We start from the raw sequence: 15,254 nt of genomic DNA, 5'->3' as shown, positions 1-15,254 counted from the left end.
GGGGGCGTTTTACGTTTTGCGTTACTGGCGAGCGATCAATGCAGTTTCATCTTCGGACGCAGGTAACGGTTCAGGCCATCGACCACCACCGTCATGCCGGTCTTGACCACGCCGTGGATCGCCATCTGGTGCATGCGATACAGCGAGGCGTAGAAGAACTTGGCCAGGCGGCCCTCGATGAACAGCGAACGCGCCGAGGCACCGCGCATCAGCGAGCCGACGGCATCGAAGTGCGCCAGCGAGATCAGCGAGCCGTGGTCCTTGAATACGAAGTCCTTGAGCGGCTTGTTGGCCATCGCGGCGCGCAGGTTCTTGACCATCAGGCTGGCCTGCTGGTGAGCGGCCTGGGCGCGCGGCGGGACGCGCTTGTCATCCGGCTGCGGGCAGCTGGCACAGTCACCGAGGGCAAAGATGAACTCATCATCAATGCTCTGCATGGTCTGGTGCACCTTGACCTGATGGTTGCGCTCGGTGGACAGACCCAGCTCGGACAGGAAGGCGGGCGCACGGATACCGGCGGCCCACACGCTCAGGTCGGCTTCGATCAGGGTGCCATCGGCAGTGGTGATGCCGCGTGAGTCGGCGCAGGTCACCCGGGTATCGACGTGGATATCGACGCCCAGCCTGGTCAGCTCCTTGGCGACCGGCTTGCCGATGCGTTCCGGCAGGGCGGGCAGGATGCGCGGTGCGGCCTCGATCAGGTGGACCTTGACCTGGCGGTCTTCCAGCGAGGAGAAGCCGTAGCTGTGCAGCATCTTGGAGGCATCGAACAGCTCGGCGGAGAGCTCGACCCCGGTAGCGCCGGCACCGATGATGGCGACGTTGAGCTGCTGGCGCTCACATTCCTCGCCGTTGGCGCTGAAGCGCAGGAAGGTGTCGAGCATGTCGCGGCGGAATTTCTCGGCCTGCTGCGGGCTGTCCAGGAAGTGACAATGCTCGGCGACGCCTTCGGTGCCGAAATCATTGGACACGCTGCCCAGTGACAGTACCAGATAGTCATAGCTGAGCTGGCGGGCAGGCAGCAGCACGTTGCCCTTGGCATCGTGGATGGCGGCCAGGGTCAGCTGCTTCTCTTCACGCTCCAGGCTTTCCAGGGTGCCGCGCTGGAACTTGTAGCCGTGGGCCTTGGAATGGCCCTGGTAGGAGACTTCATCGAGACCGGAATCCAGCACGCCGGTGGCCACTTCGTGCAGCAGCGGCTTCCAGATATGCGTGGAATTGCGGTCGATCAGAATGATCTCGGCTTTCTTCTTGCGGCCCAGCTTGTGGCCCAGTTTGGTGACGAGTTCCAGACCGCCGGCGCCTCCGCCAACGACTACGATGCGGGGAATGGCCATTGAGTGCTCCTCAGTGACAAGATTGATGGGAAGGTGTGAAAAGTGTCGGCCGGCTATCGAGTCAGAACATGCAAGGCCCGGAGTCGATAACTGGCGTCGCGATACCGCTATGATAACAAGATAATGAGCGTGCTAAATAGTGCTGCATGCGCGAGATGTCGTTATTTTACGTATATTCGCCATGAGCACGCGAGAACTCGGTGTTGCGCTTTTGGCACCTACACGAATTCTGTCGCTGAAAAGGAGCAAGGATGCACGATCATCCCACATTCACAGGTCCGGTACATCCGTCGCTCAGGGCGATCGAGATGGTCGCCTTCGACCTCGATGGCACCCTGATCGACTCGGTGCCGGACCTCGCCCATGCGATCGACTGCATGCTTGAGCAAGAGGGGCTGGCGGCGCTGGGGGAGGCGCGGGTACGCGACTTTGTCGGCAATGGGTCGCGGGTACTGGTGGAGCGCGCCCTGGCAGCTCATGGCCTGGCGACCGATGACCTGGCGCGGGTCGAGCAGTCGCATCAGAGCTTTTTGGCACATTACGCCGCCGACCCCAGCTCGCGTACGCGACTCTATCCCGGCGTGCGGGAATGCCTGGAGGGTCTGCGCCAGGCCGGGATCCCGCTGGTGCTGATCACCAACAAGCCGGAAGCCTTCATCGAGCCGCTGCTTTCGCACTTCGCGCTGAGCGAGCATTTCGCGCTGGCGCTGGGCGGCGATAGCCTGCCGACGCGCAAGCCGGACCCCGCGCCCCTGCTGTTCGCCGCCGAGCGGCTGGGAGTGTTGCCGCGTCAGGCCTTGATGGCCGGTGACTCGCGTCACGATATCGCGGCAGGCCGCGCCGCCGGTTTTCGCACCCTGGCGGTACCTTACGGCTACAACCATGGCGAGCCGATCTCGCGCAGCCACCCGGACTACCTCGTCGACTCACTCGCCGAGCTGGTCGTGGCTGGCTGAATGACGCTGATTGATGGGAATTGACAGAGCGAGGCTGGTGTCCCGCTCGGGCGCACAGTCAGGCATGAGATGGCAGAACTTGCCTCCACCAGCGCTGCCGCCAGCGACCCGCGATGATAGACTGAGTCCCAGACAAGCCGGCCCCGTGTCGGCAACGCACCCTCCGTGGAAGGAACTGCAGGTCATGATGACCCCACAACACTTCGCTGAACTGGCCGAAGCCGGTTACAACCGCATTCCCGTCACCCGTGACGTGCTGGCGGATCTCGACACGCCACTGTCTACCTATCTCAAGCTGGCCGACATGCCGTGGACCTTCCTGCTGGAGTCCGTGCAGGGCGGAGAGAAGTGGGGGCGTTACTCCATCATCGGCCTGCCGTGTCGTGAGCGCATCGAGGTGCGTGGCCAGGTGGTCTCGCATCTGATCAATGGCGAGCAGACCGGCATGACCGAGGTCGAGGACCCCCTCGACTGGATCGAGCAGTTCCAGACCCGTTTCCGTGTGCCGGTCATCGACGGTGCGCCACGCTTCAATGGCGGTCTGGTCGGCTACTTCGGCTATGACACCGTGCGCTATATCGAACCGCGCCTGCGCGGCGTCGAGAAGCCGGACCCGCTGGGCGTGCCGGACATCCTGCTGATGGTCGCCGATGAGCTGGTGATCTTCGACAACCTGTCCGGGCGTCTGACGCTGTTGACCCACGCCGATCCGGCAACGCCGAACGCCTACGAGGCTGCCTGCGAGCGTCTCGAGCGCCTCGAGATCCAGCTGCGCAGCGCGACGCTGAATACCGTCAGCCCCGGCACCGGCGGCGAGCCGGTCAAGGAGACCGACTTCACCTCCGGCTTCACCGAGGAAGGCTTCAAGGGTGCAGTGGAGAAGATCAAGGAATACGTGCTGGCCGGTGATGTCATGCAGTGCGTGCCGTCGCAGCGCATGTCGATTCCCTACCGCGCCGCGCCGCTGGATCTCTACCGTGCACTGCGCAGCCTGAATCCTTCGCCGTACATGTTCTTCTTCAATCTGGATGACCACCACGTCATCGGCTCGTCGCCGGAGATTCTCTCGCGTCTCGAGGATGGCGAGGTCGCGGTGCGCCCGATCGCCGGTACCCGCGTGCGCGGCGCCACCGAAGAGGAAGACCTGGCGCTGGAGAAGGACCTGCTGTCAGACCCCAAGGAAGTCGCCGAGCACCTGATGCTGATCGACCTGGGTCGCAACGATGCCGGTCGCATCAGCCAGACCGGCAGCGTCAAGGTGACGGACCAGATGGTGGTGGAGCGCTATTCCCACGTCATGCACATCGTCTCCAACGTCACCGGCAAGCTGAAGGAAGGCCTGGGGCCGATGGACGTGCTGCGGGCCACCTTCCCGGCCGGCACCCTGTCCGGCGCGCCGAAGATTCGCGCCATGGAGATCATCGACGAGGTGGAGCCGGTCAAGCGCGGCATCTATTCCGGCGCGGTGGGCTATCTCTCCTGGCACGGCAACATGGATACCGCCATCGCGATCCGCACCGCGGTGCTCAAGGACAAGGTGCTGCACGTCCAGGCCGGCGCCGGTATCGTGGCCGATTCCGTGCCGCAGTCCGAGTGGGACGAGACTCTCAACAAGGGGCGTGCCCTGTTCCGTGCCGTGGCGATGGCGGAGCGCGGTCTGGACAATCTGGACTGATCGGCGCGCCGTGCATTTCGGGAGTGACTCGCCAGTGTTCGCGGGTCACTTCCTGCAACGGCGCATGTGATTGACACTCCTGGCAGCTCAACGCACTATTGACCCATGACGCTACGTAACCCGCACGACCTCAGCCAGCAGTGGTGGCGCTCCTGACAAGGGGGCGGCTTTCGCATGTCTGAAGTTCGAGGACGTACGACCAGAAGAATGCCGCCGACCAGGGCGGCATTTTTGTTGCTGGACGGCGGGAACGACACCACAGGAGAGCGGGCAGGCCGGTCAATCACGGCGCATGATCCGCTCCCGAGAATGGACACTGACCATGCAGACATTCACTTCGCAGGACGCCAGCACGCCACGCGTGCTGATGATCGACAACTTTGACAGCTTCACCTACAACATCGTCCAGTATCTGAGTGAGCTGGGCGCGGAAGTGCTGACCGTGCGCAATGACGCCATCACGCTCGAGCAGATCGAGGCGCTCGGTGCATCACATCTGGTGCTGGGCCCGGGGCCGTGTACGCCCAACGAGGCCGGCATCACGCTGGAAACCATTCGCCACTTCGCCGGCAAGCTGCCGATTCTGGGCGTGTGTCTCGGTCACCAGGCCATCGGTCAGGTCTACGGTGGCAAGGTGGTACGTGCGCCCCAGGTGATGCACGGCAAGACCTCCGCCGTGCGTCACGACAACAGCGGTGTTTTCGCCGCGCTGGCCGAGCCGCTGGAAGTCACGCGTTATCACTCGCTGGTGGTTGATCGCGAAAGCCTGCCCGAGTGTCTGATCGTTACCAGCTGGACGGATGACGACGATGTCACGCCGCAGTTGATCATGGGCCTGCGCCATCGCGAGCTGGATGTCGAAGGCGTCCAGTTCCACCCTGAGTCGATCCTGACATTGCAGGGTCATGAGCTTCTGGCTAACTTCCTGCGTCGCGGCGAGGCTGCGAAAGCCGCCTGAGCGGGCATGGATCGCAAGAGTCACATCCTATTTTTTCATGCGTCAGCCGCCGAGGCTGGCGCCTGCGGAGACACAACATGCAGATGCGTGAGGCGATTGGCGCCGTGATGCGCCGCCAGCACCTGAGCTACGACGACACTCATGCGGTCATGACGGCCATCATGACCGGCGAGGCGACCCAGGCGCAGATCGGGGCCTTGCTGATGGCGCTGTCGATGAAGGGCGAGACCGTCGATGAGCTGGCCGCCGCCGCCCAGGTGATGCGTGAGCTGATGACGCGCGTCACGGTGCGTGCCACCGATGCAGTGGATATCGTCGGCACCGGCGGTGATGGTGCCAACCTGTTCAATGTCTCCACGGCGGCAAGTTTCGTGGTGGCGGCCGCCGGTGGCCATGTGGCCAAGCATGGCAACCGCAGTGTCTCGTCATCGTCCGGCAGTGCCGACCTGCTTGAGTCGGCCGGCATCAATCTGGCGCTGGACGCCGAGCAGGTCGCACGCTGCATCGATGATATCGGGGTCGGCTTCATGTTCGCGCCCAATCATCACGCCGCCATGAAGCACGTGATCGGCCCGCGCCGCGAGATGGGCGTGCGTACCATGTTCAACATCCTCGGTCCGCTGACCAATCCGGCCGGCGCCACCCGTCAGGTGCTGGGGGTCTATGACCCGGCGCTGGTACCGCTGATGGCCGAGGTGCTCAAGCGCCTCGGGGCCGAGCATGTGCTGGTGGTGCACAGCGATGATGGTCTGGACGAGATCTCGCTGGCGGCACCGACGCTGGTCAATGAGCTCAAGGATGGCGAGATCCGCGAATACCGCATCGCGCCGGAAGACTTCGGCATCGCGCGCCAGTCGCTGGAAAGTCTGGCGGTGGATACCTCGGACGCCAGCCTCAAGCTGGTGCAGCAGGCGCTGCGCGGTGATGAAGGCCCGGCCAGTGACATCGTGGCGCTCAATGCCGGCGCGGCCCTTTACGTGGCGGGCATCGCGGACAGTCTCAAGGAGGGTGTCAGCATTGCCGAGGACGTGCAGGCCAGCAAGCTGCCGTTCGAGAAGATGAAGGAATTGGCGGATTTCACCCGTGTCTACGCCCAGGTCAATGATGAAGGAGCGACCCGCTGATGAGCACCGAGCAGACGACTGACAAGGCATTGCCGACCATCCTGGCCAGGATTCTGGCGCGCAAGGAAGAAGAGATCGCCGAGCGCAGCGCCGCGGTGAGCGAGGCGGACCTGCAGACCCTGATCGAGAAACAGAGCGCGCCGCGCGGCTTCATCGAGGCGCTGACGTCGCGCATCGACCGTGGCGAGCCGGCCATCATCGCCGAAGTGAAGAAGGCGTCCCCCTCCAAGGGCGTGATCCGTGAAGACTTCGTGCCCGCCGAGATCGCCGTGGCCTACGAGCAGGCCGGCGCTGCCTGTCTGTCGGTGCTCACCGATGCCGACTTCTTCCAGGGGCACGAGGACTTCATGATCGAGGCGCGTGATGCCGTCTCGATTCCGGTGATTCGCAAGGACTTCATCATCCATCCGTATCAGGTGCTGGAAGCGCGTGCCATCGGCGCCGACTGCATCCTGTTGATCGTTGCGGCGCTGGACGATGCGCGCCTGAGCGCTCTGTATCGTCAGGCGCGTGAGCTGGGCATGGATGTGCTGGTCGAGGTGCATGACGGCGAAGAGCTCAAGCGTGCACTGGCGCTGGGCATCGAACTGGTCGGCATCAACAACCGTGACCTGCGCACCTTCGAGACGTCGCTTGAGACGACGCTGGACCTGCTGGCCGACATGCCGCAAGGCGTGCGCGTGGTCACCGAATCCGGCATCCATACCCGTGACGATGTGGCGAAGATGCGCGACGCTGGCGTCCACGGCTTCCTGGTGGGAGAAGCCTTCATGCGCTTTGATGATCCGGGCGAGGGTCTTCGGGGATTGTTCTTCGGGGATTGATAGCCGGTAGTTGGCGTTATTCGTTATCTTGTGGATAAAAAAAGCCCGCATGGCAATGCCATGCGGGCTTTTTCATGCCTGTCTGCTGACTTCTGTCCAAAGGCCTGTGGTCGTCATCCTGCTGGAGGTCTATGGCTGCCATCAGTCACAGGGTCAGGCGTCTGTCTTGACGCTCTCGACTCCCTTGCGTGCCGTAAGCAGAGCCTCGGCGATTTCCTCGACCCCGGCGCCATGACTGTGGCGCGTCACCCAGCTGGGCTCCCACCCCAGTGCCGCGCGGTGCTGGATGATGTTGGCCACGCCCACGGTGTGGCGGAAGGTGGCGAACATCGGCGCATCATTGGGGGCATCGCCGACGTACATCACCTCCTGCTCCAGCTGCATGCGGTCCAGGCCGAAGGTCTCGGTGAGGACCCGCACCGCCATGCGCGCCTTGTCGAACTCGCCCTGCCACGCATTGATGTGGATGGAGCTGGCGCGCGCCTGAATACCGGCGGCCGTGAAGCCGGCGATGATGGCGCGAATCTCGCTCTGGGCCAGCGGGCCGACCGCCTGGCAGTGGTCCACCGCGACATCGGCGAAGCGGAAGGGCTGGTCCTGCGCCAGTGCCGCGCGCGGATGATTGAGCAGCAGCTGGCGAGCGACGGTCATGACGTGGCGCTGGCGAGCGCGCAGGCGCTGTTCGTCTTCCCACCAGGTGGTGAGGATGCGCTGCCCCTGGCGGCGGAAGGCAAAGGCGCCGTTCTCACCGATCACGCTGGCGACCGGCCAGGCGCGTGCGATGTGATCGCACCAGCCCGCACAGCCGCCCGTGACGGGGATGACCTTGATGCCGGCGGCATCCAGACGCTCCAGCGCCGCCAGCGTCGATGCCGCGAGACGCCCTTCATGGGTGAGGGTGTCATCGATATCGGTCAACAGATACCGGATACCCGACAGGGTGCTGGCAGGACAGTGGGCGAAGGCTTGCATGGTGATTCCAGAAATCCTCAGAAGGTAAGCGGGCGCGCGGCTGTCATCAGTCGCGTTTCCCTTCAGTATCGTCGATGGGTGCCGGCTTGCGCGACGCGCCTCGGTTCAGGCAGTGAAGCGCACCGACAGGCTCTGCTGGCTGGCAGCCTCCAGCGCGCTGCGATAATCGGGCTGATGGGGCAGCTCATCGGTGACCAGCAGGTCGATCTCCTCGAGCGGGGCGATGCGGCACATGGCGGCGCGCCCCCATTTGCTGGCATCGGCGACCAGAATCCGGCGCTGGGCGTGATGGACCAGCGCACGGCTGACCGCGGCTTCTTCCGGATCGAAGTCGAGCAGCCCACCGGCATCGAGACCGCCACAGCCGAGGACCGCGATATCGACCTGATGGCGTGCGAAGAAGGCCACGGTGGCGCTGCCGACCACGTCGAGATCCTGCGGGCGCAGTTGTCCTTCCGCCAACTGGACGGTGACATCCGGATGGGTCGAGAGCGCCTGCGCCACCTGCAGATTGTTGGTGATCACGCGCAGGCCGCGTCGGGCAAGCAGGGCTTCGGCGACCGCCACCACGCTGGTGCCGATGCCCAGCGCCAGGGTGGCGCCATCGGGAATCTCGGCGACCACGCTGGCGGCCATGGCCTGCTTGGCAGTGCGCGCCAGCATGATGCGCTGGGAATGTCCCAGGTTGTAGCCGCCCGGCGGACGCTCGATGCCGCCGTGGCGCCGCCGCGCCAGCCCGCGCTCACACAGCACGCCAAGATCACGCCGGATGGTCTGGGGCGTGACGTTGAAGGCGTGGGCCAACGGGTCGACCGCCAGCTGGCCCTCGCGGGCCAGTCGCTCGAGAATCTGTTGCTGGCGCGTCGTCAGTGCATCATTGCTGGCGTGTTCGACGCTGCGACTGTCGCGCTCGATGCCCGGGGTCATGTCTGGGGTAGCCCTTGCGTGGTGGTGTCGTGCGGTAGAGTGGGCTCGCGGTCTTCTTCACTGAAGATGGCCGGGTCATCGCTGATGACGGCATCCACACCCCAGGCCCAGCGCGGCGCGAAGGCGGCTGCATCGTTGGGCGTGTAGCAGAGCAGCTTGTGGCCACGGCTGGTGATGGCACTGGCCGCGGCGCGCGTCAGGGCGCGCCAGTCGGCATGCACGGAACTTGCGTTCAGCTCATCGGCCAGGCTCTGCCAGTCGTCGGGGATGTCATCGTAGAGCAGGCCGATATGCACCTGCGGGTCGCGTTGCCGCGTCAACCGCAGCGCCTGGGGATCAAACGACGAGATGATCAGGTGTGAGGCGGGCAGATGGGCGCTGGCCATCGGGATGGCGGCATCGACCAGCGCCTGGGCATCGTGGCCAGGGCTGAGCTTGAGTTCCAGATTCAGACGCATGTCCAGGCGTGCGATCAGCTCCAGCGCCTGCTTGAGCGAGGCCATGCGCTCACCGGCAAAGCACGCATTGAACCAGCTGCCGACATCGAAGGTCTGCACGCTGTCCCAATCCAGATTCTTGAGCTTGCCACGCCCATCCGAGCAGCGATTCACGCCGGCATCGTGCCAGATGACCGGCGTGCCATCGCCCAGCAACTGCACGTCCAGTTCCACCCATTGAAAGCCGGCCTCATGCGCCGCCTGAATGGCGGCCAGGGTGTTTTCCGGCGCATAGGCCGACAGGCCGCGATGTGCGATCGCTAGGGGCAGGGACAGGACGCTGTCAGTTGAATGTGATGCGTCGGCTGAATGTGACGATGAAACCATGGTGAATCCTCACAGAAAGAATGGCATGTCTGCCCGCCACGCAGCTGTGGCGCTGATCGGTCGAGGCGGATCACTGATGCTCAGACGCGAGACGGATCAGGGCAGGTCTCAAGCATTACCATCCAATGATGACGTTATCAGGGCAAGGGGTTCCGTCGGCCCGCGACAGGACGCAAGCGCTCATTCGATGGCCGCTGTCGCCTGCTCGCGGGTTGCCAGCCGCTTGCCGTCGGCGCCGAACAGATGGGCACGCGCCGGAAGGATGGCCAGGCGCAGCGTCTGTTCTTCCGCGACGGCGTGCTCGCCATCCAGTCTCACCACCAGCGGCTCGCTCTGGCCTTGCAGTCGGCAGTACGCCAGGGTGTCCGCGCCCAGCGGTTCGACCAGCTCGATGCGCGCCTCAAGCTCCGCGGCCCCTGCGGGCAGGGCATCGGCTGCTCCCAGTACCTGCAGGTGCTCGGGGCGAATGCCGAGGGTCAGCTCAGCGCCCGTGGTCAGACCTTCGCCCTCACCCTGCAGGGCAATGGTTGCGCCACACGGCAATACGAGGCCTGCCTGTGCCTGGGTGGCGCTCAAGAAGTTCATCGCCGGCGAGCCGATGAAGCCGGCGACGAACTGGCTGGCGGGCTGATCATAGAGCGCCATCGGCGTGCCGAACTGCTCGACATGGCCGCCATTCATCACCACCAGACGATCCGCCAGGGTCATGGCCTCGGTCTGATCATGGGTCACGTAGACGGAAGTGACCTTGAGGCGCTTCTGCAGGCGGCGGATCTCGAGACGCATCTGCACGCGCAGCTTGGCGTCCAGATTCGAGAGTGGCTCATCGAACAGGAAGACCTGCGGCTTGCGCACGATGGCGCGCCCCATGGCGACACGCTGGCGCTGGCCGCCGGAGAGCTGCTTGGGGCGGCGATCGAGCAGCTCGGTCAGGCCCAGCAGCTCGGCGGCCTCGCTGACGCGCTGCTGGATCTCGTCCTTGGGCGTGCGACGGTTCTTGAGGCCGTAGGCCATGTTGTCGAACACGCTCATGTGCGGGTAGAGCGCGTAGTTCTGGAACACCATCGCGATGTCGCGCTCGGCGGGTTCCAGCTCATTGACGCGCTTGCCGTTGATCTCCAGATCGCCCTCGGAGATGTCCTCCAGGCCCGCCAGAGTGCGCAGCAGGGTCGACTTGCCACAGCCGGAAGGGCCGACGATGACGATCAGCTCGCCTTCGCCGAAGGCCAGGTCGATGCCATGCAGGGCCTTGTAGCCATTGGGGTACTGCTTCTTGAGCTGCTTGAGCGCCAGTGTTGCCATGAGTTGTGTATCCAGAGCGGTGGCGTGACGGGCAAGTCTGTCCATCACGACGTAACGGAATCAGGGGGCTTGGGGCGATGTGTCGCGGGTCGGAGCGCGAGATCACTTCTCGCTGTCCACCAGGCCCTTGATGAAGTAGCGCTGCATGAACAGGATCACCAGCACCGGCGGGCCCATGGCCAGCAGCGTGGTGGCGGTGACGTCCTGCCACGGCACCAGCCCATCACCGGTGGTCAGCATGCGCTTGAGGCTGACGACGATGGTCAGGTAGTCGGCATCGGTGGTGATCAACAGCGGCCACAGATACTGATTCCAGCCATAGATGAACATGATCACGAACAGCGCCGCGATGTTGGTCTTCGACAGCGGCAGCAGGATGTCCTTGAGAAAGCGCCACGGCCCGGCGCCATCGATGCGCGCGGCCTCGACCAGTTCCGACGGGATGGTCAGGTAGAACTGGCGCAGCAGGAAGGTCGCGGTGGCGCTGGCGATCAGCGGCAGGATCAGGCCGGCGTAGCTGTCCAGCATGTTGAGGTCGGCCACCACCTTGAAGGTCGGCAGGATACGCACCTCCACCGGCAGCATCAGGGTGATGAAGATCAGCCAGAAGCACAGCTTGCGGAAGCGGAACTCGAAGAAGACGATCGCGTAGGCGGCCAGCACCGAGATGATGATCTTGCCGATGGCGATGCCCAGTGCCATCAGCATCGAGTTGAACAGCAGGGTCATCACGTCGGCGCCGAGACTGCTGACCGGGTCTGCCAGCAGCTGGCGGTAGTTGTCCAGGCCAGCCTCGCCGATCCAGACGGGGGCGACGTTGGAGTAGAGGTCACCCATCTCGTGGGTACTGGCGCTGAAGGCGATCCAGACCGGCAGGAAGAACAGTGCGCAGCCGACAATCAGCAGGGCATGGCTTGCGATATCAAGCCCGGGGCGGTTGTAGCGCATCAGTACTGCACCTTCTTCTCGACATACTTGAACTGGATCAGCGTCAGCACGCCGACGATGACCATCAACAGCACGGACTGGGCAGCACTCGAGCCCAGGTCCTGCCCGACGAAACCATCTTCATAGACCTTGTAGACCAGGGTGCGCGTCGAGCCGGCCGGACCGCCCTGGGTGGTGGCATCGATGGTGCCGAAGGTCTCGAAGAAGGCGTAGACCACGTTCATCACCAGCAGGAAGAAGCTGGTCGGCGAGAGCAGCGGGAAGGTGATGGTCCAGAAACGCCGCCAGGGGCCGGCGCGGTCCATCGCGGCCGCTTCCAGCAGGCTCTTGGGGATCGCCTGGAGGCCGGCGAGGAAGAACACGAAGTTGTAGCTCATCTGCTTCCAGATCGAGGCCAGCACCACCAGCAACATGGCCTGATCGCCATTGAGCTTGTGGTTCCAGTCGATGCCGATGGCAGACAACAGCTCCGGCAGAATGCCCAGCGTCGGGTCGAACAGGAACAGCCACAGCACCCCGGCCACGGCGGGCGCCACGGCGTAGGGCCAGATCAGCAGGGTCTTGTAGGCGTGTGCGCCGCGCAGCACGCGGTCCGCCAGTACGGCCAGCCCCAGCGCCAATGCCATGGCGCCGAAGGCCACCGCAAAGGAGAAATAGGTGGTCGTCCATAGTGTCGTGAGATATTCCGGCTCGCTCAGCACGCTGACGAAGTTGCTCAGCCCGGTGAATTCCCGCGAGAGCCCGAAGGCATCCTCGACATAGAAGGCCTGTTCGATGGCCTGGTAGGCCGGCCAGAAGAAGAACACGGCCACGATCAGCAGCTGAGGCGCCAGCAGTATCCAGGGCGTGATGGGGTGTCGATTGAAATGGGCCATGCAGCAGGGGTCTCGCAAGCAAGGAGGGACTGGGTGGTTCCGTCGGTAGCACGGAGTCGGCAAGCCTCGGCCGCTCCTGCGCCATCAAGCCGTGAGAGAAGGGAAAGGACACCGGATGTCGGATGCGCTTTCCGCTCTCTGGCTGGAGAAAATAGCGGGAGGGCGAGCCCGGCATGGGCCCGCCCCCGGTGTGGCGATGATCAGCCGTTGGCGCGTTCGAACTTCTCGAGCAGCGAATCGCCGCGCTTGACGGCGTTGTCAAGGCCGTCCTGCACGCTTTCCTTGCCGGAGAAGATCTTCTCCAGCTCTTCATTGATCACGTCACGAATCTGCACCATGTTGCCCAGGCGCAGGCCCTTGGAGTTCTCGGTCGGCGTCGCGGAGGTCATCTGGGTGATGGCGACGTCGGTGCCCGGGTTCTCGGCGTAGAAGCCCTGTTCGCGCGTCAGCTCTGCCGCGGCAGTGGTGATCGGCAGATAGCCGGTGAACTGGTGCCAGTCGGCCTGCACTTCGGGCTTTGAGAGGTACTGGAAGAACTTGGCGACGCCCTGGTATTCCTCATCGCTGTGACCGGACAGCACCCACAGCGAGGCGCCACCGATGATGGAATTCTGCGGCGTCTCGATCACGTCGCTGTCATAGGGCAGCGGTGCCACGCCGAACTCGAAGCCCTTGGCGCTTTCCTTGACGCCGGCATAGCTGGCGGAAGAGCCCATCATCATCGCGCACTCGCCGGAGTAGAACTTGGGCGCCGCGTCATCGAAGCGACCGCCGAACACGAAGCGCTTGTCGGCCTGCCAGTCATCGAGACGCTGGATGTGGTCGACCACGGCGGTCGTGTTGAATTCAAGGCGGGTATCGGTGCCGGCGAAGCCATTGGCCTGGCTGGCGAAGGGCACATCGTTGCGCGCCGAGAAGTTCTCCAGCATCACCCAGGACGGCCAGGTGGTGGTCAGGCCACAGCTGGCGGCGCCGGAATCGACGACCTTCTTGAGCGCGGCGCCCATTTCCTGCCAGGTCTGCGGGAGGGAGTCGACGCCCGCCTTGGCCAGCACGTCCTTGTTGTAGTAGGTCACTGGCGTGGAGGAGTTGAACGGCATCGACAACATCTTGCCGTCGGTGTCGGTGTAATAGCCGGTGACGGCAGACAGGTAGGCGTTCGGGTCGAAGGCGGTGCCTTCCTGCGGCGCGAAGTCTGCCATCAGCTGATGCACCGGGACGATCGCGCCCTTGGCGCTCATCATGGTGGCAGTGCCGACCTCGAAGATCTGCACGATGTCCGGACCCTTGCCGGCGCGGAAGGCGGCGATGGCGGAGGTCATGGTCTCGGAGTAGTTGCCCTTGAAGACCGGCTTGACGACGTAGTCGTCCTGGCTTGCATTGAAGTCGGCCGCGATCTCGTCGACCTTCTTGCCGAGCCCGCCCCCCATGGCGTGCCACCATTCCACCTCGGTGGCGGCGAGGGCACTGGCGGAGGTGGAGGCGAAACCGATGGCCAGCGCGAGGCTGGCGAGGCGACGAGTCGCGGTGGCAGTCGTACGGGTGCTTGCATGATGAGTCGGGCGGCGCATGGTCAAACTCCTGAGAGGTTCCCCTGGCCAGCTTCCGCAACAAAGAAGAAGGACGCTGGCCGCTGACGATCGATGGCGACGATCAAGTGAACATTTTCTTGTTCTTTTGATGATCGTCCGAAAAGCGTAGACGACTCTATAGCGCCCGCCTTACAACTTTGTGACAGGAAGATGTTCATTCGAGCGAGGCTGAACTCAAGGCTGAACTTATGACTGAGCTTGTGACTGAGCAGCGAGTGTGTGGCGTCGCCAGCTCGGCTCGGGCTGGCAAGCGAGGCGCCGGGGGTAACTCAAGGCCGGAATAAGCGGCCGGCGAGCGAGTGTGCTAGTCTTGCGCGCTGAAAATGCCTGTGGCGGAGAACGCGATGAAAGTGGTTGAAGTGAGTGCCGGTGCCCGACGTGATGCCTGTCTGGCGATGCTGTGCGCCGAAGTCCATGGCCGCGAAGGGGGTCTGGATGCGCTGGTGAGTTACGCCGGCGTGCGTGGGGTGTGGTTCGAGAATGAGATGGCGCGCCTGTTCGCGCTGGTCGACGATGCCGAGCGCATCCACTCTGCCGCGCTGCTGGTACTCGACGAGAACGCACGTGGCCTGAATCTGGCGCTGTGGGCGACACCGACGGTGCATCGCGGTCACGACCACGGCATCGCGCTGGTCTCCCAGCTGTCCGATCACGGCCGCCTGCAGGTGCGCATCACTGACAGCTCACTGGTCAGCGTGCTGCGTCGCGCCGGCATCAACGACTGGCTGGAGGCCGAGGCCGAAGGCGATCAGTCGCGCGAGCTGGTCGGCATGAATCCGGCGGCGCGTGTCGGCAACCTGGCGTCCCTCGACGCGCCGCTGCGCCTGGACCGCGAGCGCATCAAGCGCTCCTTCAAGGCGCGCCCGAAGGACTTCGAGACCTACAAGAACGCCTTCGTGCGTGACCTGGAGCACTTCGCGCGTCATATCTGAGGATGAGA

At 64.1% G+C, this 15,254-nt stretch carries 14 protein-coding genes; 6 read left to right on the top strand and 8 right to left on the bottom strand.

Annotated elements, in window-relative coordinates:
* Window positions 1-35: 35 nt before the first annotated feature.
* On the bottom strand, window positions 36-1,337 hold the full coding sequence (locus AC4FAH_RS02135) for an NAD(P)/FAD-dependent oxidoreductase (protein WP_153635139.1): 1,302 nt from the start codon (window positions 1,335-1,337) through the stop codon (window positions 36-38).
* A 251-nt stretch (window positions 1,338-1,588) separates the two neighbouring features.
* Here AC4FAH_RS02135 and AC4FAH_RS02130 point away from each other — a divergent pair, with 251 nt between their 5' ends.
* The 5 genes from AC4FAH_RS02130 to trpC all read left to right on the top strand — a co-directional run bounded on the left by AC4FAH_RS02130 (window position 1,589) and on the right by trpC (window position 6,874).
* Window positions 1,589-2,293 carry a phosphoglycolate phosphatase gene (locus AC4FAH_RS02130; RefSeq protein ID WP_286989305.1) on the top strand — a complete coding sequence of 235 codons (705 nt, stop codon included), beginning with the start codon at window positions 1,589-1,591 and terminating at the stop codon, window positions 2,291-2,293.
* A 187-nt stretch (window positions 2,294-2,480) separates the two neighbouring features.
* The gene (gene trpE / locus AC4FAH_RS02125; RefSeq protein WP_043335326.1) at window positions 2,481-3,968 is read left to right on the top strand and encodes an anthranilate synthase component I; all 1,488 of its coding nucleotides are present in this window, start codon (window positions 2,481-2,483) and stop codon (window positions 3,966-3,968) included.
* A gap of 322 nt (window positions 3,969-4,290) precedes the next feature.
* Entirely contained in the window at window positions 4,291-4,926 is a 636-nt protein-coding gene (locus tag AC4FAH_RS02120; protein WP_107336649.1) for an anthranilate synthase component II, read from the top strand.
* 77 nt (window positions 4,927-5,003) lie between these two features.
* Complete coding sequence (trpD, locus tag AC4FAH_RS02115; RefSeq protein WP_287024809.1) at window positions 5,004-6,050, top strand: anthranilate phosphoribosyltransferase; 1,047 nt, start codon at window positions 5,004-5,006, stop codon at window positions 6,048-6,050.
* Window positions 6,050-6,874 carry an indole-3-glycerol phosphate synthase TrpC gene (gene trpC, locus AC4FAH_RS02110; protein WP_286989300.1) on the top strand — a complete coding sequence of 275 codons (825 nt, stop codon included), beginning with the start codon at window positions 6,050-6,052 and terminating at the stop codon, window positions 6,872-6,874. The genes trpD and trpC overlap by 1 nt, the downstream gene beginning before the upstream one ends.
* 153 nt (window positions 6,875-7,027) lie before the next feature.
* Here the strand turns inward: trpC and AC4FAH_RS02105 are convergent, their stop codons facing one another.
* The 7 genes from AC4FAH_RS02105 to ugpB form a co-directional block, all read right to left on the bottom strand.
* Window positions 7,028-7,846, bottom strand: coding sequence for an HAD-IIB family hydrolase (locus AC4FAH_RS02105; protein ID WP_107335461.1), 819 nt, complete (start codon window positions 7,844-7,846; stop codon window positions 7,028-7,030).
* A 105-nt stretch (window positions 7,847-7,951) separates the two neighbouring features.
* Window positions 7,952-8,773 (bottom strand): DeoR/GlpR family DNA-binding transcription regulator, encoded by an 822-nt coding sequence (locus AC4FAH_RS02100; RefSeq protein ID WP_286989297.1) that lies wholly within the window; start codon window positions 8,771-8,773, stop codon window positions 7,952-7,954.
* On the bottom strand, window positions 8,770-9,597 hold the full coding sequence (locus AC4FAH_RS02095; RefSeq protein WP_286989296.1) for a glycerophosphoryl diester phosphodiesterase: 828 nt from the start codon (window positions 9,595-9,597) through the stop codon (window positions 8,770-8,772). Before AC4FAH_RS02095 ends, AC4FAH_RS02100 begins: the two co-directional genes overlap by 4 nt.
* Before the next feature lie 180 nt (window positions 9,598-9,777).
* Window positions 9,778-10,899: a sn-glycerol-3-phosphate import ATP-binding protein UgpC gene (locus AC4FAH_RS02090; RefSeq protein WP_287020114.1), complete on the bottom strand. Its 1,122-nt coding sequence runs from the start codon at window positions 10,897-10,899 to the stop codon at window positions 9,778-9,780.
* Between the two features lie 102 nt (window positions 10,900-11,001).
* Window positions 11,002-11,847, bottom strand: coding sequence for a sn-glycerol-3-phosphate ABC transporter permease UgpE (ugpE, locus tag AC4FAH_RS02085; RefSeq protein ID WP_279831787.1), 846 nt, complete (start codon window positions 11,845-11,847; stop codon window positions 11,002-11,004).
* Complete coding sequence (gene ugpA / locus AC4FAH_RS02080; RefSeq protein WP_043335922.1) at window positions 11,847-12,722, bottom strand: sn-glycerol-3-phosphate ABC transporter permease UgpA; 876 nt, start codon at window positions 12,720-12,722, stop codon at window positions 11,847-11,849. Before ugpA ends, ugpE begins: the two co-directional genes overlap by 1 nt.
* A gap of 200 nt (window positions 12,723-12,922) precedes the next feature.
* Window positions 12,923-14,293, bottom strand: a complete 1,371-nt coding sequence (gene ugpB / locus AC4FAH_RS02075; RefSeq protein ID WP_286989290.1) for a sn-glycerol-3-phosphate ABC transporter substrate-binding protein UgpB — start codon at window positions 14,291-14,293, stop codon at window positions 12,923-12,925.
* A 365-nt stretch (window positions 14,294-14,658) separates the two neighbouring features.
* On the opposite strand from ugpB, the gene AC4FAH_RS02070 reads away from it, so the two are divergent.
* Window positions 14,659-15,246, top strand: coding sequence for a hypothetical protein (locus tag AC4FAH_RS02070; protein ID WP_287020113.1), 588 nt, complete (start codon window positions 14,659-14,661; stop codon window positions 15,244-15,246).
* Window positions 15,247-15,254 lie beyond the last annotated feature (8 nt).

Source organism: Cobetia sp. (assembly GCF_983723665.1).
Note: the sequence above shows the minus strand (reverse complement) of the source record. Positions and strands in the feature narration are given on the sequence as shown.